This window comes from Streptomyces sp. P9-A2 (assembly GCF_036634175.1).
Lineage (GTDB): Bacteria > Actinomycetota > Actinomycetes > Streptomycetales > Streptomycetaceae > Streptomyces > Streptomyces pratens.
Genome location: NZ_JAZIFX010000001.1, coordinates 4,976,316 through 4,992,676 on the forward strand (window position 1 = coordinate 4,976,316; position 16,361 = coordinate 4,992,676).

Genomic DNA, 16,361 nt, shown 5'->3' on the forward strand with positions numbered 1-16,361 from the left:
ATGCCCGAGAGGCGGCCGGGGAGGGGCCCGGTGAGGTGGCTCAGCACAGCGGCACCACCTCACCGGGCCCCTCCGGCCAGGCCGACAGCGGGGTGAATCCCCGGTGGCCGCATTCGCCGAAGACCTTGACCGGTGCGCCGCCCGAGAGAGCGACGAGACGCCACAGGCCGGGACGGGAAAGCGCGGCCGGGGTGAGCGGCAGGGCCGCGTCCTCGTCCGCGTCCGCGAGCTGCCAGGAGTCGCCGTCCGGGACCGGTGTCACCCGGTCCAGGGTCACCGGCACCGAATCCAGCCAGGGGTCGTCGCGCAACGCGTCGCCGTACCGGGCGACGGCCAGGGCCGTCGTCGTCCCGGGAGGCCGTTCGACTGTGGGTGCGGGCGGTGCGAACTGCTCGCCCAGCGCCGCTCGCGCCTGCCCCGCGCCCGGATAGGCGGACAGCTCCGCGTCCAGGGCCAGCCCCACCGGCAGCGCCGGTTCGGGGGCACGCCCCGCGGCGCCGTAGGAGAGGAGCAGCGAGGTGCGCCGCGACCGTGTGCCGTACAGCCAGATCCGGCGGGTCGTCAGACGCGCGTCCACCGTGTCGTACTGGGCGAGGACCAGCCAGCGGTCGCGCACCGGCGGACCGTCCGCCGAGGCCGGCAGTCCGATGCGGGAGCGGACCGTCGCGGCCAGGCCCTCCGGCAGCCGCTCGCGGCGCAGCCAGCCCTGATCGAGGAGGTGGAGCAGCGCGCACTCCTCCAGCAGCCTGGACGGCCATTCCGGACCCGTGCCCGGGACCGCCCCCAGCTCACGCACCCTGGCGGCCAGTCCCTGTGCCTGGGCGTCGACCATCCGGGCCGCCGTCTCCTCCCACGGGCCGTACCCGGACTGCTCCGCCGTGGCCAGCCCGCCGCGGAGCAGGTCGGCCAGCCGCTGCTCCAGCTCCGACGCACCCGCCGTGACCCGCTCGGCGCGCCGCTCCGCCCTGCGCCGGGCCGCCTCCGGATCGGCGAGCCCGGACGAGGAACCCGATGGGGAGGCCGCGGTCTTCTCCTGCTCCGCGCGCCCGCGTCGGCCCTCGATCCACCGGCCGGCCCACTCCGGCACCTCCGCCCGCGGCACCGCCCCTTCGTCGCCCGCCCAGAGCAGCAACAGACCGAGCGCGTGCTTGCAGGGGAACTTACGACTCGGGCAGCTGCATCGGTACGCGGGCCCGGAGACGCCCGCGAGGTCGACCACCGTCCGGTACGGCTTGCTGCCGCTGCCCTCGCACAGCCCCCACATCGCCTCCTCGCCCGAACGGCCGGCCCCGGACCACGGACCGGCCGCGCCGAGTCTGCTTCCCGCCTTGCGCGACGCGGTGTCGGGCGCCAAGGCCAGCACTCGGTCCGCGGTCCAGCGCACCCCCTGCAACGTCATGTCATCGAAGGTAGATCCCCCCACTGACAATCGCCCCGGCGATTGCGTTTTCCCAGGTCACAGCGATTGTCAGTGGGGTGGTGCAGGGTGGTCACCAGATCCGAACCGGCTGAGCCGGAGGGGGAACTCCGCCATGACTGTCTCCGTTGAACCGACATCCCTCGACCCGCGTCAGAACGGCTCCGTGCCCGCGGCCCCGGCCGAGGTCCTGCGGGCGCACGCCGAGGACGCCTTCGCCGCCGAACTCGCCGCACTGGCCGCGCAGGACGACCGTCCGCGGCCCGCCCGGTGGAAACTGTCCCCGTGGGCCGTCGCGACCTACCTGCTCGGGGACACGCTGGCGGACGGCACCCTGATCACACCCAAGTACGTGGGCCCGCGCCGCATCGTCGAGGTCGCCGTCACCACCCTGGCCACCGATCGCGCGCTGCTCCTGCTGGGAGTGCCCGGCACCGCGAAGACCTGGGTGTCCGAGCACCTCGCCGCCGCGGTCAGCGGCGACTCCACCCTGCTGGTCCAGGGCACCGCCGGCACCCCGGAGGAGGCCATCCGCTACGGCTGGGACTACGCCCGGCTGCTCGCCCACGGGCCCAGCCGCGACGCCCTCGTGCCCAGCCCCGTCATGCGCGCGATGGCGGAAGGGGCGACGGTCCGCGTCGAGGAACTGACCCGTATCCCGGCCGATGTCCAGGACACGCTCATCACGATCCTGTCGGAGAAGACACTGCCGATTCCCGAACTGGGCCAGGAGGTGCAGGCGGTCCGCGGCTTCAACCTGATCGCCACCGCCAACGACCGCGACCGCGGGGTCAACGACCTGTCCAGTGCCCTGCGCCGCCGTTTCAACACCGTGGTGCTGCCGCTGCCGGAGACCCCCGAGGCGGAGGTCGACATCGTCTCGCGCCGAGTGGACCAGATCGGCCGCTCCCTCGACCTGCCGCCCGCGCCCGACGGCATCGACGAGATCCGCCGGGTCGTCACCGTCTTCCGTGAGCTGCGTGACGGGGTCACCACCGACGGCCGGACGAAGCTGAAGTCGCCCAGCGGCACCCTGTCGACGGCCGAGGCGATCTCCGTCGTCACCAACGGGCTGGCGCTGGCAGCCCACTTCGGCGACGGCGTGCTGCGGGCCGGGGATGTCGCGGCAGGCATTCACGGCGCGGTCGTCCGCGACCAGGCGGCGGACCGTGTCATCTGGCAGGAGTACCTGGAGACCGTCGTCCGCGAGCGCGACGGCTGGACGGACCTCTACCGGGCCTGCCGGGAGGCCGGCACATGAAGGGCCGGGAGAGCCGGGAGAGCCGGGGGGACCGGGGGAGGAAGGCACGTCGGAAGCCGGCGTGCCCTCCCGGCGGGGCTTCGAGGGGGGCGGGGACGGCATGGACAGCGCGGGCGGCATGAGCGGACCGGACCGGCCCGGAGGCGGCCGGGGAGCGGGGCCGCTGCTGCTCGGGGTGCGGCACCACGGGCCGGGGTCGGCGCGGGCGGTGCGGGCCGCATTGGAGGAGACCAGGCCGGAGGTCGTCCTGATCGAGGGCCCGCCGGAGGCGAACAGTCTGATTCCGTTTGCCGCGGACGCCGACATGCGTCCGCCGGTCGCCCTGCTCGCTCATGCCGTGGACGAGCCCGGCCGCTCGGCGTTCTGGCCGCTCGCCGAGTTCTCCCCCGAGTGGGTCGCGATCCGCTGGGCGCTCGAACACGGCGTCCCCGCCCGCTTCATCGACCTGCCGGCCGCCCACAGCCTGGCCTGGGGCAGGGACGAGGAGGCGGACGGGGCGGACGAGGCGGACGAGGAAGGCACGGCGGCCGAGGGAGATCACGAGGAGCGGGCGACCGGTACCGCGGCGGGCGGCGAGGTGCGGCTCGATCCGCTCGGGGCGCTGGCCGGGGCCGCCGGGTACGACGACGCCGAGCGGTGGTGGGAGGACGTCGTCGAGCACCGGGGCGTGAGGGAGAGGGGCGACGCGCTCGCACCGTTCACCGCCCTGGAGGAGGCCATGACGGTGCTGCGGGAGGAACACGGGAGCGGAGGGCGGGACCCGGGCCCCGGTCCTGCCCCGGGTTCTCCTGCGGTGCCGGGCCGGGACCTTGTGCGCGAGGCGTACATGCGGCTCCGGATCCGGGAGGCACAGCGTGAGTTCAGGGGCGGTGTGGCCGTCGTCTGCGGTGCCTGGCACGTGCCCGCGTTGCGGCGGAGGGTCACCGTCGCCGCCGACCGGGCCCTGCTGAAGGGGCTGCCGAAGGTCAAGGCGGACATGACCTGGGTGCCGTGGACGAACCGCAGGCTGTCCCGCTTCAGCGGATACGGCGCGGGCATCGACTCGCCCGGCTGGTACGGGCATCTGTTCGGCTCGGCGGACCGGCCCGTCGAGCGGTGGATGACCAAGGTGGCGTGGCTGCTGCGGGCCGAGGACCGGATCGTGTCCTCCGCCCATGTCATCGAGGCGGTACGACTGGCGGACACGCTCGCCGCGATGCGCGGCCGGCCACTGCCCGGACCGGGCGAGACGACCGACGCGGTACGGGCGGTGATGTGCGAGGGCTCCGACGTGCCGCTGGCGCTGGTGCACGACCGGCTGATCGTCGGTGACGTGCTCGGGGAGGTGCCGGCGGCGACGCCCGCGGTACCCCTCCAGCGGGACCTCACGCGAGCCCAGCGCAGACTCCGGCTGAAACCCGAGGCCGCGGACCGTGAGCTGGAACTCGACCTGCGCAAGGAGACCGACGGGGAGCGCAGCAGACTGCTGCACCGGCTGCGGCTGCTCGCCGTGGACTGGGGGGAGCCGACGGCCTCGTACGGGAGCACGGGCACCTTCCGGGAGACCTGGCGGCTGCACTGGGAACCGGAACTGTCCGTGCGGGTGGCCGAGGCCGGGATATGGGGGACGACCGTACACGCCGCCGCGACCGCCAAAGCCGAGGCGGACGCCGTCGCCGCGCGTGGCCTGGCCGACGTCACCGGGCTCGCCGAGCGCTGCCTCCTGGCCGCACTGCCCGACGCTCTGCCGACGGTGATGCGGATACTCGCCGACCGCGCGGCCCTCGACTCGGACGTCGGCCATCTTGCCCAGGCCCTGCCGGCCCTGGTCCGCTCGCTGCGCTACGGCGATGTGCGCGGCACCGGCACCGCGGCGCTCGCGGAGGTCGCCGCCGGGCTGGCGGAGCGGATCCTGGTCGGCCTGCCACCGGCGTGTGCCGGCCTGGACGCGGACGCGGCCGCGGAGATGCGGCGCCATCTCGACGCGGTGCACGGGGCGGTCGGCCTCCTCGGTGACGCGCCCGCGCCGGGCCATGGGAACCTGCGTGTCCGCTGGGCGTCGGTGCTGCGCACGCTGGCGACGCGGGACACTGTGCCCGGGGTGATACGAGGGCGGTCCGTTCGCCTGCTGCTGGACGACGGGGAGCTGGGGCAGAACGAGGCGGCCCGGCAGATGGGGCTGGTGCTGTCGTCACCGGGCACGGCACCGGCGGACGCGGCGGCGTGGATCGAGGGCTTCGTCGGCGGCTCGGGCGGCGGCCTGCTCCTAGTCCACGACGAGCGGCTCCTCGGACTGGTCGACGCGTGGCTGGCAGGTGTACCGGCGGAGGCGTTCACGGACGTACTGCCGCTGCTGCGGCGGACGTTCTCGGTGTACGAGTCCGGGGCCCGGCGCACGCTGGGCGAGCTGATCCGGCGCGGACCGGGGGCGCCGAGCGGCTCGGCGGCCACCGGTTCCGGGGCACCCGGGTTCGCGTCCGGCCTCGACTCCGGTCGCGCGGACGCGGTCCTGCCCGTGGTACGGCTGCTGCTCGGCCTGGACGAGAACACCCGGGGTGGTGAAGGCGGCAGCGGGGACGCGCGCGCCGGCCTGGTCGAGGTGGCGCGATGACCGACGTACGGCAGCAAGGCGCATCGCCGCAGAGCCCGCGCGCCCAGGTCACACGAGCCAGGTCACACGAGTTCCGGATGCACGGGCCCTGGACGAAGGCGCCCAGGACACACGAGCTCCGGACACACGCACTCCGTATGCACGCACTCCGTACGCACGAGCCCTGGACGCACACGCTCCGGACGCACACGCTCCGGACGCACGAGCCCAGGATGCACGAGTACAGGACGGACACGCTCCGGAGGCACGCGTCGGCACGAAGGGGCACGGTACGAAGGGGGACCCATGTCGGCTGCGGTGACGGACGTGGAGCAGGAGCGGCTGCGACGGTGGCGGCTGGTGCTGGGCGGGGGTGAGGCGGACGGCACCGGATGCCGTCTGTCCGGACAGGACGCCGCCATGGACGGAGCCCTCACCGCGCTCTACGGCAGGGAGGACGGGCCGCGGAAGGGAAGCAGGCCGCGGGCAGGACAGGAGCGCTCGGCGGGGCTGGGGGCGTCCGCGCCGTCGGTGGCGCGCTGGCTCGGGGACATCCGGACCTATTTCCCGTCCTCCGTCGTCCAGATCATGCAGCGCGACGCCATCGACCGGCTGGGGCTCGCCACCCTCCTCCTGGAACCGGAGATGCTGGAGGCGGTCGAGGCCGACGTCCACCTCGTGGGCACCCTGATGTCGCTCGACAAGGCGATGCCGGAGACGACGAAGGAGACCGCACGGGCCGTCGTCCGCAAGGTCGTCGGTGAACTGGAGAAGCGGCTCGCCACCCGGACCCGGGCCACTCTCACCGGTGCCCTCGACCGGAGCGCCCGCGTCGACCGGCCCCGTCACCGTGACATCGACTGGAACCGCACCATCGCGGCCAACCTCAAGCATTACCTCCCCGAGTACCGGACGGTCGTGCCCGCGCGGCTCATCGGTTACGGGCGTGCCGCGCGGTCGGTGAGGAAGGAGGTCGTCCTCTGCGTCGACCAGTCCGGGTCGATGGCGGCCTCCGTCGTGTACGCGTCGGTGTTCGGGGCGGTCCTCGCGTCCATGCGGTCGATCGACACGCGGCTCGTCGTGTTCGACACGGCGGTCGTCGACCTCACGGACCAGCTCGACGACCCCGTCGACGTGATCTTCGGGACCCGGCTCGGCGGCGGTACGGACATCAACCGGGCGCTGGCGTACTGCCAGTCACAGATCACCCGGCCGGCGGAGACGGTGGTCGTCCTCATCAGCGACCTCTACGAAGGGGGCATCCGCGACGAGATGCTCAAGCGGGTCGCGGCGATGAAGGCGTCCGGGGTGCGGTTCGTGACGCTGCTGGCGTTGTCCGACGAGGGAACACCCGCCTACGACCGGGAGCACGCGGCCGCCCTTGCCGCACTGGGCGCGCCGGCGTTCGCCTGTACGCCCGACCTGTTCCCGGAGGTGATGGCCGCGGCGATCGAGAAACGGCCGCTGCCGGTACCGGACCCCGTGTGAGGACGCACGAGGAGCGAGGGGGCGGCCTCGTCCCGCACGCCGTGCGATGTGTTCCGTCCTGCGCGCGCAGAATCTGACTCCGGAGCAAGGAAGACTTCGGGGGCATCCCGACGCGGATGGCCGAAGGCCGTCGGGACCTGTCCGGTCGTAAACCCGTGGATGGGGTGAGCCGGTCTCCCATGGGGGTGAGGGCCGGTCGTCCCGCGCTCGGAGGGGCGGGAACAACCCTGCCCCTCCGAGTACGCGGCCCTGCCCCTCCGAGTACGCGGCGGGCCTCACCGGGTCGGCCCCAGCCCGGTGAGACCACTCACCGATGGCACTCTGTGTCACCAATCCGGGCATCATGTGACAGGTATCACCGCTCATGTGTGACCCCGCGATTTCGAGAGGCCTCGCAACCGGCGATAGCCTGCTAGGTGGACATGCCGCGCGCTCGGTCACCGTGTGCGCATCCCTTGTGACACAGCGGACGTCGTCACGTTGCCCTTCGCGGCACGCCCACGCATCAACGACCGCGAGATCACTGATAGGGACGGAAGCGCGTGGACCTGTTCGAGTACCAGGCGAGGGACCTCTTCGCCAAGCACGATGTACCGGTGCTGGCCGGTGAAGTCATCGACACGCCTGAGGCGGCGCGCGAGATCACCGAACGTCTCGGCGGCAAGTCTGTCGTCAAGGCGCAGGTGAAGGTCGGTGGCCGCGGCAAGGCCGGTGGCGTGAAGCTGGCAGCAACCCCGGACGAGGCCGTCGCCCGCGCGACGGACATTCTCGGTATGGACATCAAGGGCCACACGGTCCACAACGTGATGATCGCCGAGACCGCTCCGGAGATCGTCGAGGAGTACTACGTCTCCTTCCTCCTCGACCGTGCCAACCGCACCTTCCTCTCCATCGCGTCCGTCGAGGGCGGCATGGACATCGAGGAGGTGGCGGCCACCCGTCCGGAGGCCGTCGCCAAGACGCCGATCGACGCCAACGAGGGTGTGACCCCCGAGAAGGCGCGCGAGATCGTCGAGGCCGCGAAGTTCCCGGCCGAGGTGGCCGGCAAGGTCGCCGACGTCCTCGTCACGCTGTGGAAGACCTTCATCGCCGAGGACGCGCTCCTCGTCGAGGTCAACCCGCTGGCCAAGGTCGCCTCCGGCGACGTCCTCGCCCTCGACGGCAAGGTCTCCCTCGACGAGAACGCCGAGTTCCGTCAGCCGGAGCACGAGGCCCTCCACGACAAGGCCGCGGCCAACCCGCTGGAGGCCGCCGCCAAGGAGAAGAACCTCAACTACGTCAAGCTCGACGGCGAGGTCGGCATCATCGGCAACGGCGCGGGGCTCGTGATGAGCACCCTGGACGTCGTCGCCTACGCCGGTGAGGCGCACGGCGGCGTGAAGCCCGCCAACTTCCTCGACATCGGCGGTGGCGCCTCCGCCGCCGTCATGGCGAACGGCCTGGAGATCATCCTCGGCGACCCGGACGTCAAGTCCGTGTTCGTCAACGTCTTCGGTGGCATCACCGCCTGCGACGAGGTCGCCAACGGCATCGTGCAGGCGCTGCAGCTGCTCGCGGACAAGGGTGAGGAAGTCACCAAGCCGCTGGTCGTGCGTCTGGACGGCAACAATGCCGAACTGGGTCGCAGGATCCTCTCCGACGCCAACCACCCGCTCGTACAGCGCGTGGACACCATGGACGGCGCGGCCGACAAGGCCGCCGAGCTCGCGGCTGCGAAGTAAGGGACGAGGGACTAAACAGCCATGGCTATTTTCCTCAACAAAGACTCCAAGGTCATTGTCCAGGGTATGACCGGCGCCACCGGCATGAAGCACACCAAGCTCATGCTGGCCGACGGCACGAACATCGTCGGCGGTGTGAACCCGCGCAAGGCGGGCACCTCCGTCGACATCGACGGCAACGAGATCCCGGTCTTCGGTACGGTCGCCGAGGCGATCGAGAAGACCGGTGCGAACGTATCCGTCCTCTTCGTACCGCCGGCGTTCGCGAAGGCCGCCGTCGTCGAGGCCATCGACGCCGAGATCCCGCTCGCGGTCGTCATCACCGAGGGCATCGCGGTCCACGACTCGGCGGCGTTCTACGCGTACGCCGTGTCGCAGGGCAACAAGACCCGGATCATCGGCCCGAACTGCCCCGGTCTGATCACCCCGGGCCAGTCGAACGCCGGCATCATCCCGGGTGACATCACCAAGCCGGGCCGCATCGGCCTGGTCTCGAAGTCCGGCACGCTGACGTACCAGATGATGTACGAGCTGCGGGACATCGGCTTCTCCTCGGCCGTCGGCATCGGTGGCGACCCGGTCATCGGCACGACCCACATCGACGCGCTGGCCGCGTTCGAGGCCGACCCCGACACCGACCTGATCGTGATGATCGGCGAGATCGGTGGCGACGCGGAGGAGCGGGCCGCGGCGTACATCAAGGAGAACGTGAAGAAGCCGGTCGTCGGCTACGTCGCGGGCTTCACCGCGCCCGAGGGCAAGACCATGGGCCACGCCGGCGCGATCGTCTCCGGTTCGTCCGGTACCGCCCAGGCGAAGCAGGAGGCCCTCGAGGCCGCGGGCGTCAAGGTCGGCAAGACGCCGACCGAGACGGCCAAGCTGGCACGCGAGATCCTCGCGGGCTGATCAGCCGCAGAAGCACGGATGGGCCCGACCCCTCGAGGGGTCGGGCCCATCCGTGCTCCGGACGCGGAACCCGGACCCGGACCCGGACCCGACCCGGGTGCCCGGGCACCCGGGTCGGGTCCGTCACCATGGCCGAGGTGCCAGCCGCTCCGGGCCGTGCAGCAGTTCCTCGCGCAGCTCGGCGCGCAGCTTCCGCTCCTTGTCCGAGAGGGGCCCCGGTGCCACGCGCGGCGGCACCCCCTGGACCGTCTCGCCGGGCGGCACCGGCGGGTCGTAGTGGGTGGGAGCCGTGTGCAGGGTGAGCGCGGTGGCGCCGATCAGGGCGAGCGTGAAGGCGATGGCGGCCCGGGTCCAGAAGCGGGCCCTGCGCTCGCTGCCGTCGCGCACCTCCGGAGGTCCGGCCGGCCGGAGGTGTTCGGTGGAGGACAGTTCGGCCAACCGCTGGTGAAGTACGAGCGGGTCCGACAGTTCTGGCAGCCGGGCCGCGAGGGTCTCATGCGCGTGCAGCAGGCGGCGCGCGGTCGCGGGCGTGCTCGCTTCCGTCTCCGCCGCGGTCTCCGGCAGGTCGAGGCCGACACCGTCGTAGAGCACGACCGTGCGACGGTACGGCGGCGGCAGGTGCAGCAGGACGTCCAGCAGCACGCGGTCGGAGGGCTGCGAGGGTGGTGGTTCCGGGCGCCGGTGGCGGGGCCGGAACCGGTGCCACGGGGCGAGCGCCCACTCGTACGCCGCCGCGCGCACCCAGCCGGCCGGGTCGCGGTCGCGGGCCACCTCGGGCCAGCGGTCCCAGGCCAGTTGGAAGGCCCGCTCGACCGATTCACACGCCAGGTCGCGACGACCGGACAGGAGATACGCCTGTCGTACGAGCGCCGGGGCACAGAAGGCGTACAGGGCGTCGAACGCCTGAGTGGGCGTCAGGGCGGTGGGATCGACGGCCTCCCCCCGGACGGACCGGTCGGGCCGTCCGGACCGGTCAGGTCGGTCAGACCGTCCGGACCGGTCCGGTCGGTCAGGTCGGACGGACCGGACGGGCCGGTCGGGCCGTCCGGGCGGGCGCAGGATGCTCCGCCCGGCGGGGTGCACGGGGGGAGGCTCGGCCGAACATGCCGGAGAAACGGCCGACTTGATGGTTTCGGTGAATTCGGCGGGCGCGGAGTGTCCGGCGGGCTCAGAGCGTCCGGAGTGTCCGGCGGGTTCTGAGGGCTCCGGGAATCGCTGCTGTCCGGTGGGCTCGGGTCTCGTCGGGGTGGTGGTGGTCAGCAGCTTCAGGTAGGTGTCCCCTTTCCGGCCACGCGGCGAGGTGCGGCCGGACTCCCACGCACGCACCGTCTCGCGGCTGACGCCGACCCGCCGGGCGAGCTGAGCCTGGGTCAGCGAGTGGGACTCGCGCAGGCGTCGGCGCTCCTCGGGCGGGGGGAGGGGGGTGGCAGGGCTCCGTGTCACAGGATGCCCCTTCGTGCGGAAAAGTACATAAACTTATATTGGGCGACACAGCGGCGTTTCGCCTGTTACGCGGGGAAAGCGCGTGTCGTTGGGAGCATGACGGGTGTGATCCAGACGACCGCCCGGCGAACGAGGCCGGCCCTCCTGCTCACCCGGATGCGCGACCGCTCGCCCGGCCTGGACTCCGCCCTTCTCGGCGGTGCCCTCGCGGCGGGGCTCGGGCTCGCCGCGTTCACCATGCTCGTGATCCTGTTGTGGATCGGCTCGCGGTACCCGGACAGCGGGCCCGACGGCGCGCTGAGCACTGCGGCGGCGCTGTGGCTGCTGGCGCACGGTGCCGAACTGGTCCGCACCGACACACTCTCCGGCGTGCCGACCCCACTCGGCGTCCCACCGCTGCTGCTGCTCGCACTCCCGGCGTGGCTGCTGCACCGGGCGGCCCGCGACGCCGCCGACGGGGGCGCGTCGGACGCGTCGGTGGCCCCGGACGATGCCCCGCTCGTCGGTGGACCGACGGCCTGGGCGGGCGTCGTCCTCGGCTACCTGGCCGTCGGCACGCCTGCCGCGCTCTACGCCGCGGGCGGTGGGCTGCGACCGGCGTGGGCGTCGGTGGGCATGTGCGTGCCGCTGATGGCGGCGGTGGCCGCGGGCGTGGGGGTGTGGCGGGCTTACGGCTGCCCGCGAGGGCCGCTGGAACGAACCGTGGGTGCGCTGCTGCCGAGGGGCGTACGCCATCTGCTCCTGGGCCCGGACGGACGCCTCGGCGTCGCGGCGCGCGCGGCGGCGGCCGGGACCGCGGTGCTCGTCGGCGGCGGGGCGCTGCTGCTGACGCTGTCACTGCTGTGGCACGGAGGCGAGACCCGGGCGGCCTTCCTGAGGCTGACGGAGGGATGGCCGGGGCGGATCGCGGTGCTGCTGCTCGGCGTCACCCTGCTGCCGAACGCGGCGGTGTGGGCGGCGTCGTACGCCCTGGGCCCCGGGTTTCTCCTCGGCGTCGGCCATGCCGTGACACCGCTCTCCGCCTCACCGGCCCCGCTGCTGCCCGCGTTCCCGCTCCTCGCGGCGGTGCCGGACGCGGGGATGGGGACGCCGGTGAACTGGGCCGCCGGGACAGTGCCGTTGGCGGCCGGGGCGGTGGCGGGGTGGTACGTCGCGAAGGGCGCCGGCACGGCCGGGCACCCGGTGGATCCCGGAGGCGGGAGGCCGGGACAGGAGCCGGACGCGGTCTGGTCACGGAGCCGGACGGCCGGTGTCGCCGGAGTGGCGGCGGCGCTGTGTGCGGCCCTGCTGGCGATGCTCGCCGCGTTGGCGGGCGGACCGATGGGGGTTGCCGCGCTCTCCCGGTTCGGGCCGGTGTGGTGGCAGACGGGGGGCGCGACGCTGGTGTGGATCGGGCTGACGGCCACGGTGACGGCCCTGGCGGTACGGGCCTGGCGGTGCCGCGCACCCCGGAGTGAACGGGGGAAGCGGGCACCGGCGGGCCCGGACGAGGAGAGGCGGGCGGGCGTGCGGGCGGGTACGCGGGCCAGGATTCCGGGGATCGGCCGCCCGCGACGGGGGTCACCGGAGGGCGATACCGGTGCGACGGCGGGTGGCCGACCGCTCCGGGGCGCCGCCGACCCCTACGACTTGCTTCCGACGGACCCCGTCCCCGACCGGGACCCCCTCGGCCGTGATTTCTCCAGCCGCGAACCCCACAGCCGCGAACCCCACAGCCGCGAACCCCACAGCCGCGAACCCCACAGCCGCGAACCCCACAGCCGTGAACCGCACGGCCGCGAACCCCACAGCCGTCACCTCCCCGACAGTGGCCTCCCCGCCGCTCCCGAAACGCCGAAGCCGCCCCCCGCCCAGTAGGGCGGGGGGCGGCTTCGGGAAGTGGGGGTGACTTCGGGGAGCGGTGGCCGGTCGGCCGTCAGTCGGTCGTCCCGAGCAGGTTCCGGAGCTCGCTCGGCAGGAGGTCGTTGCAGGACTCCTTGGACTGCTGAGTGAGGGCGTCACTCGTGCACGTGTAGTAATCCTGGTAGACCATCTGTGCCGTGAAGCTGACGGCGACCAGGATGAGAGCCAGGGAGGCCGTGACCAACCCGCTCACCGCCGCCGTGGTCTGCGGGCGGCCCTTCTGCTCGGGCGGAGCCGGGGAGTCGGGGTCGGAGGCCGCGCGGGGCTTGGCCCGCAGGGCGCTGACGGCCCAGTGCACGGCGAGCGCACCCAGCAGCAGCGCGACGTACGGCCAGCCGAACAGGGCGAAGAAGAAGGCCCACATGCCGGACAGCAGGGAGTAACGCGCCCGGCGCTGGGCCGGATCCGTGGGATCCCAGCGAGGGCCGGGGCGTTGAGGGCCGCCGGTTCCGCCGCCGCCCTGGCCCTCCGGACCGTGTGGGCGCTCACCGAATCCGCCGGAGGAGCGGCCGGGCTGGCGGTCGCTCCACCGCCCGCCCCAGAGGGAGCGGCCGCCGCTGCCTCTCTGCTGTCCGCGGCCGTCACCGTCCTCGTCGCCGGACGAGTGCCGGGGCTGCCAGGGCTGGTCGGGAGACCCCTCCGGTGGCGGCGCGAACGGATTGTTCTCCTCGGAGCCACGGCGCCCGTCGCCGTCGCTGCCGCCCTCGCCCCGGGGCGTCTCGGGCGGCGAGGAGGGGCGCTCCCGCAGCAGCGCGGCGCCACGCTCCCCTTCCTGCGCCGACGGCCGGGGGAACGTGAGGAGTCGCAGGCTGCGGTCCGGCATCAAGTGAGCGTCTTCCCCTTAATCAAGTCCATCAAGTTACGACTGTGACGACTAATGCTCGATTACTGCTTCCACTGCTTGTACTGCCTGTACGGCTACTGCTCGACGGGCTGGACATGCGCGGCTGAGCCGGGGCATTCCCGTCCGTTTTCCGGTCCCGGCACCTTGTCCTGTGAACGCTTGGTGCCCAGGTGGCGTTCCCGGGCGACCGGACGTTCCCGGACGCTCCCGAACCGGCTCTTCCCAGACGCTACCTTCCGGCCACGCCCCCGTCCCGTGGGGGCCGCTCCCTGTGCCGGTATCGTTGCTGGCGGTCGGCCGCTTCGTAGGCTTCCCCGTATCCGAGGGTGCGAAGCATTTGTATGAATGTACAAAGCGCTGGTCTCCGACCGCACCGGCGCTCCCCGAGAAAGGGCCCCACCGTGGCCGCCAAGCCCGTGGCCGAGCGCGCCAGGCGTCTCGTCGTGCTGGTCTCCGGATCCGGCACCAACCTTCAGGCGCTCCTCGACGAGATCGGCGCCGCCGGCGTCGGGGTGTACGGAGCCGAGGTCGTGGCCGTCGGCGCCGACCGCGGGGACATCGAGGGGCTCGACCGCGCCGAGCGCGCCGGGCTGCCGACCTTCGTGTGCCGGGTCGGGGACTTCGCCACCCGCCAGGAGTGGGACGCGGCGCTCGCCGAGGCCGTCGCCGCCCATGAGCCCGACCTCGTGGTCTCCGCGGGGTTCATGAAGATCGTGGGCAAGGAGTTCCTCGCGCGCTTCGGCGGGCGGTTCGTCAACACCCACCCCGCCCTGCTGCCCAGTTTCCCCGGAGCCCACGGCGTACGGGACGCGCTCGCGTACGGCGTCAGGGTCACCGGCTGCACCGTCCACTTCGTCGACGACGGCGTCGACACCGGACCGATCATCGCGCAGGGCGTGGTGGAGGTCCGGGACGAGGACGACGAGAGCGCGCTGCACGAGCGCATCAAGGAAGTCGAGCGAAGGCTGCTCGTCGAGGTCGTGGGGCGGCTCGCCCGCAACGGCTATCGCATTGAGGGACGAAAGGTAGTTATCCAGTGACCGCCGAGAGCAACAAGCGGGCCATCCGACGGGCGCTCGTCAGCGTCTACGACAAGACCGGCCTCGAGGACCTCGCGCGCGGCCTGCACGAGGCCGGTGTGGAGCTCGTCTCCACCGGGTCCACCGCCGGCCGCATCTCCGCCGCCGGCGTCCCCGTCACCAAGGTCGAGGAGCTCACCGGCTTCCCCGAGTGCCTGGACGGCCGCGTCAAGACCCTGCACCCGAAGGTCCACGCCGGCATCCTCGCCGACCTGCGCCTCGACAGCCACCGGCAGCAGCTCGGCGAGCTGGGCGTGGAGCCGTTCGACCTGGTCGTGGTGAACCTCTACCCGTTCCGCGAGACCGTCGCCTCGGGCGCCACGCCCGACGAGTGCGTCGAGCAGATCGACATCGGCGGCCCGTCGATGGTGCGCGCCGCGGCGAAGAACCACCCCTCGGTCGCCGTGGTGACCAGCCCCGCCCGCTACGCCGACGTCCTCTCGGCGGTGAACGACGGCGGCTTCGACCTCACCACCCGCAAGCGGCTCGCCGCCGAGGCCTTCCGGCACACCGCCGCGTACGACGTGGCCGTCGCCTCCTGGTTCGCCTCCGAGTACGCGCCCGTGGACGAGTCGCACTTCCCCGACTTCCTCGGCGCCACGTACGACCGCGCGCACACTCTGCGCTACGGCGAGAACCCGCACCAGCCCGCCGCCCTCTACACCTCTCACGCCGGCGGCCTGGCCGAGGCCGAGCAGTTGCACGGCAAGGAGATGTCGTACAACAACTACACGGACACGGACGCCGCCCGCCGTGCCGCGTACGACCACAGCGAGCCGTGCGTCGCGATCATCAAGCACGCCAACCCGTGCGGCATCGCGGTCGGCGCGGACGTCGCCGAGGCGCACCGCAAGGCGCACGCCTGCGACCCGCTGTCCGCGTTCGGCGGTGTGATCGCCGTGAACCGGCCGGTCAGCAAGGAGATGGCCGAGCAGGTCGCCGAGATCTTCACCGAGGTCGTCGTCGCGCCGGACTACGAGGAGGGTGCCCTCGAGGCCCTCACCAAGAAGAAGAACATCCGCGTGCTGCGCGCCCCCGAGGCCCCCGCCGCCCCGGTCGAGGTCAAGCCGATCGACGGCGGCGCCCTCCTCCAGGTCACCGACCGCCTTCAGGCCGAGGGCGACGACCCGGCGAACTGGACCCTGGCGAGCGGCGAGGCGCTGTCGGAAGCGGAGCTGGCCGAACTGGCCTTCGCATGGAAGGCGTGCCGGGCCGTGAAGTCCAACGCCATCCTGCTCGCCAAGGACGGTGCCTCGGTCGGCGTCGGCATGGGCCAGGTCAACCGGGTCGACTCCGCGAAGCTCGCGGTGGAGCGGGCGGGAGCAGAACGCGCGCAGGGGGCGTACGCGGCCTCCGACGCCTTCTTCCCCTTCCCGGACGGCCTGGAGATCCTCACCGGGGCCGGCGTCCGGGCCGTGGTCCAGCCGGGCGGTTCGGTCCGCGACGAGCAGGTCGTGGAGGCAGCGAACAAGGCCGGCGTGACGATGTACTTCACGGGGACGCGGCACTTCTTCCACTGAGCGCCACGCCGTCCGACGGCACGAACGCCGAGCACCGAGCGCCACACCGTCCGGCGACACGACACGACACGACACGACACGACACGACACGACACGACACGACACGACACGACACGACATGCCCGTGCCCCGGGCGGCCCGCCGGCCGCCCGGGGCGAGCCGGAGTTGTGCGCTGCGGTGTCCTGCCTCCCCCGGGGTCGGCGGAGGTACG

General features: G+C 72.7%; 11 protein-coding genes. 8 read left to right on the plus strand and 3 right to left on the minus strand.

The features are described 5' to 3' along the window. Positions 1–40: 40 nt before the first annotated feature. Positions 41–1,399, minus strand: coding sequence for an SWIM zinc finger family protein (locus tag V4Y04_RS22790; protein WP_332430176.1), 1,359 nt, complete (start codon positions 1,397–1,399; stop codon positions 41–43). Between the two features lie 133 nt (positions 1,400–1,532). Between V4Y04_RS22790 and V4Y04_RS22795 the strand changes: the two genes are divergently transcribed. The 5 genes from V4Y04_RS22795 to sucD all read left to right on the plus strand — a co-directional run bounded on the left by V4Y04_RS22795 (position 1,533) and on the right by sucD (position 9,362). After that, complete coding sequence (locus tag V4Y04_RS22795) at positions 1,533–2,678, plus strand: ATP-binding protein (protein WP_332430177.1); 1,146 nt, start codon at positions 1,533–1,535, stop codon at positions 2,676–2,678. 118 nt (positions 2,679–2,796) lie between these two features. Next, entirely contained in the window at positions 2,797–5,268 is a 2,472-nt protein-coding gene (locus V4Y04_RS22800; protein ID WP_332432961.1) for a DUF5682 family protein, read from the plus strand. Between the two features lie 285 nt (positions 5,269–5,553). Continuing rightward, on the plus strand, positions 5,554–6,735 hold the full coding sequence (locus V4Y04_RS22805; RefSeq protein WP_332430178.1) for a VWA domain-containing protein: 1,182 nt from the start codon (positions 5,554–5,556) through the stop codon (positions 6,733–6,735). 542 nt (positions 6,736–7,277) lie between these two features. Beyond that, positions 7,278–8,456, plus strand: coding sequence for an ADP-forming succinate--CoA ligase subunit beta (gene sucC / locus V4Y04_RS22810; RefSeq protein WP_332430179.1), 1,179 nt, complete (start codon positions 7,278–7,280; stop codon positions 8,454–8,456). A gap of 21 nt (positions 8,457–8,477) precedes the next feature. Next, on the plus strand, positions 8,478–9,362 hold the full coding sequence (gene sucD / locus V4Y04_RS22815; RefSeq protein ID WP_332430180.1) for a succinate--CoA ligase subunit alpha: 885 nt from the start codon (positions 8,478–8,480) through the stop codon (positions 9,360–9,362). Between the two features lie 123 nt (positions 9,363–9,485). Here sucD and V4Y04_RS22820 read toward each other — a convergent pair whose 3' ends face one another. Next, the gene (locus V4Y04_RS22820; RefSeq protein WP_332430181.1) at positions 9,486–10,805 is read right to left on the minus strand and encodes a helix-turn-helix domain-containing protein; all 1,320 of its coding nucleotides are present in this window, start codon (positions 10,803–10,805) and stop codon (positions 9,486–9,488) included. Positions 10,806–10,901: 96 nt separating this feature from the next. Between V4Y04_RS22820 and V4Y04_RS22825 the strand changes: the two genes are divergently transcribed. After that, the gene (locus V4Y04_RS22825; RefSeq protein WP_332430182.1) at positions 10,902–12,662 is read left to right on the plus strand and encodes a cell division protein PerM; all 1,761 of its coding nucleotides are present in this window, start codon (positions 10,902–10,904) and stop codon (positions 12,660–12,662) included. A gap of 58 nt (positions 12,663–12,720) precedes the next feature. On the opposite strand, the gene V4Y04_RS22830 is transcribed toward V4Y04_RS22825, so the two are convergent. Further along, a complete protein-coding gene (locus V4Y04_RS22830) occupies positions 12,721–13,530 on the minus strand; it encodes a hypothetical protein (RefSeq protein WP_332430183.1) in 810 nt (269 codons plus the stop codon). Positions 13,531–13,952: 422 nt separating this feature from the next. On the opposite strand from V4Y04_RS22830, the gene purN reads away from it, so the two are divergent. Further along, positions 13,953–14,591 (plus strand): phosphoribosylglycinamide formyltransferase, encoded by a 639-nt coding sequence (gene purN / locus V4Y04_RS22835; protein ID WP_332430184.1) that lies wholly within the window; start codon positions 13,953–13,955, stop codon positions 14,589–14,591. Next, positions 14,588–16,150 carry a bifunctional phosphoribosylaminoimidazolecarboxamide formyltransferase/IMP cyclohydrolase gene (gene purH / locus V4Y04_RS22840; protein WP_332430185.1) on the plus strand — a complete coding sequence of 521 codons (1,563 nt, stop codon included), beginning with the start codon at positions 14,588–14,590 and terminating at the stop codon, positions 16,148–16,150. The genes purN and purH overlap by 4 nt, the downstream gene beginning before the upstream one ends. Positions 16,151–16,361 lie beyond the last annotated feature (211 nt).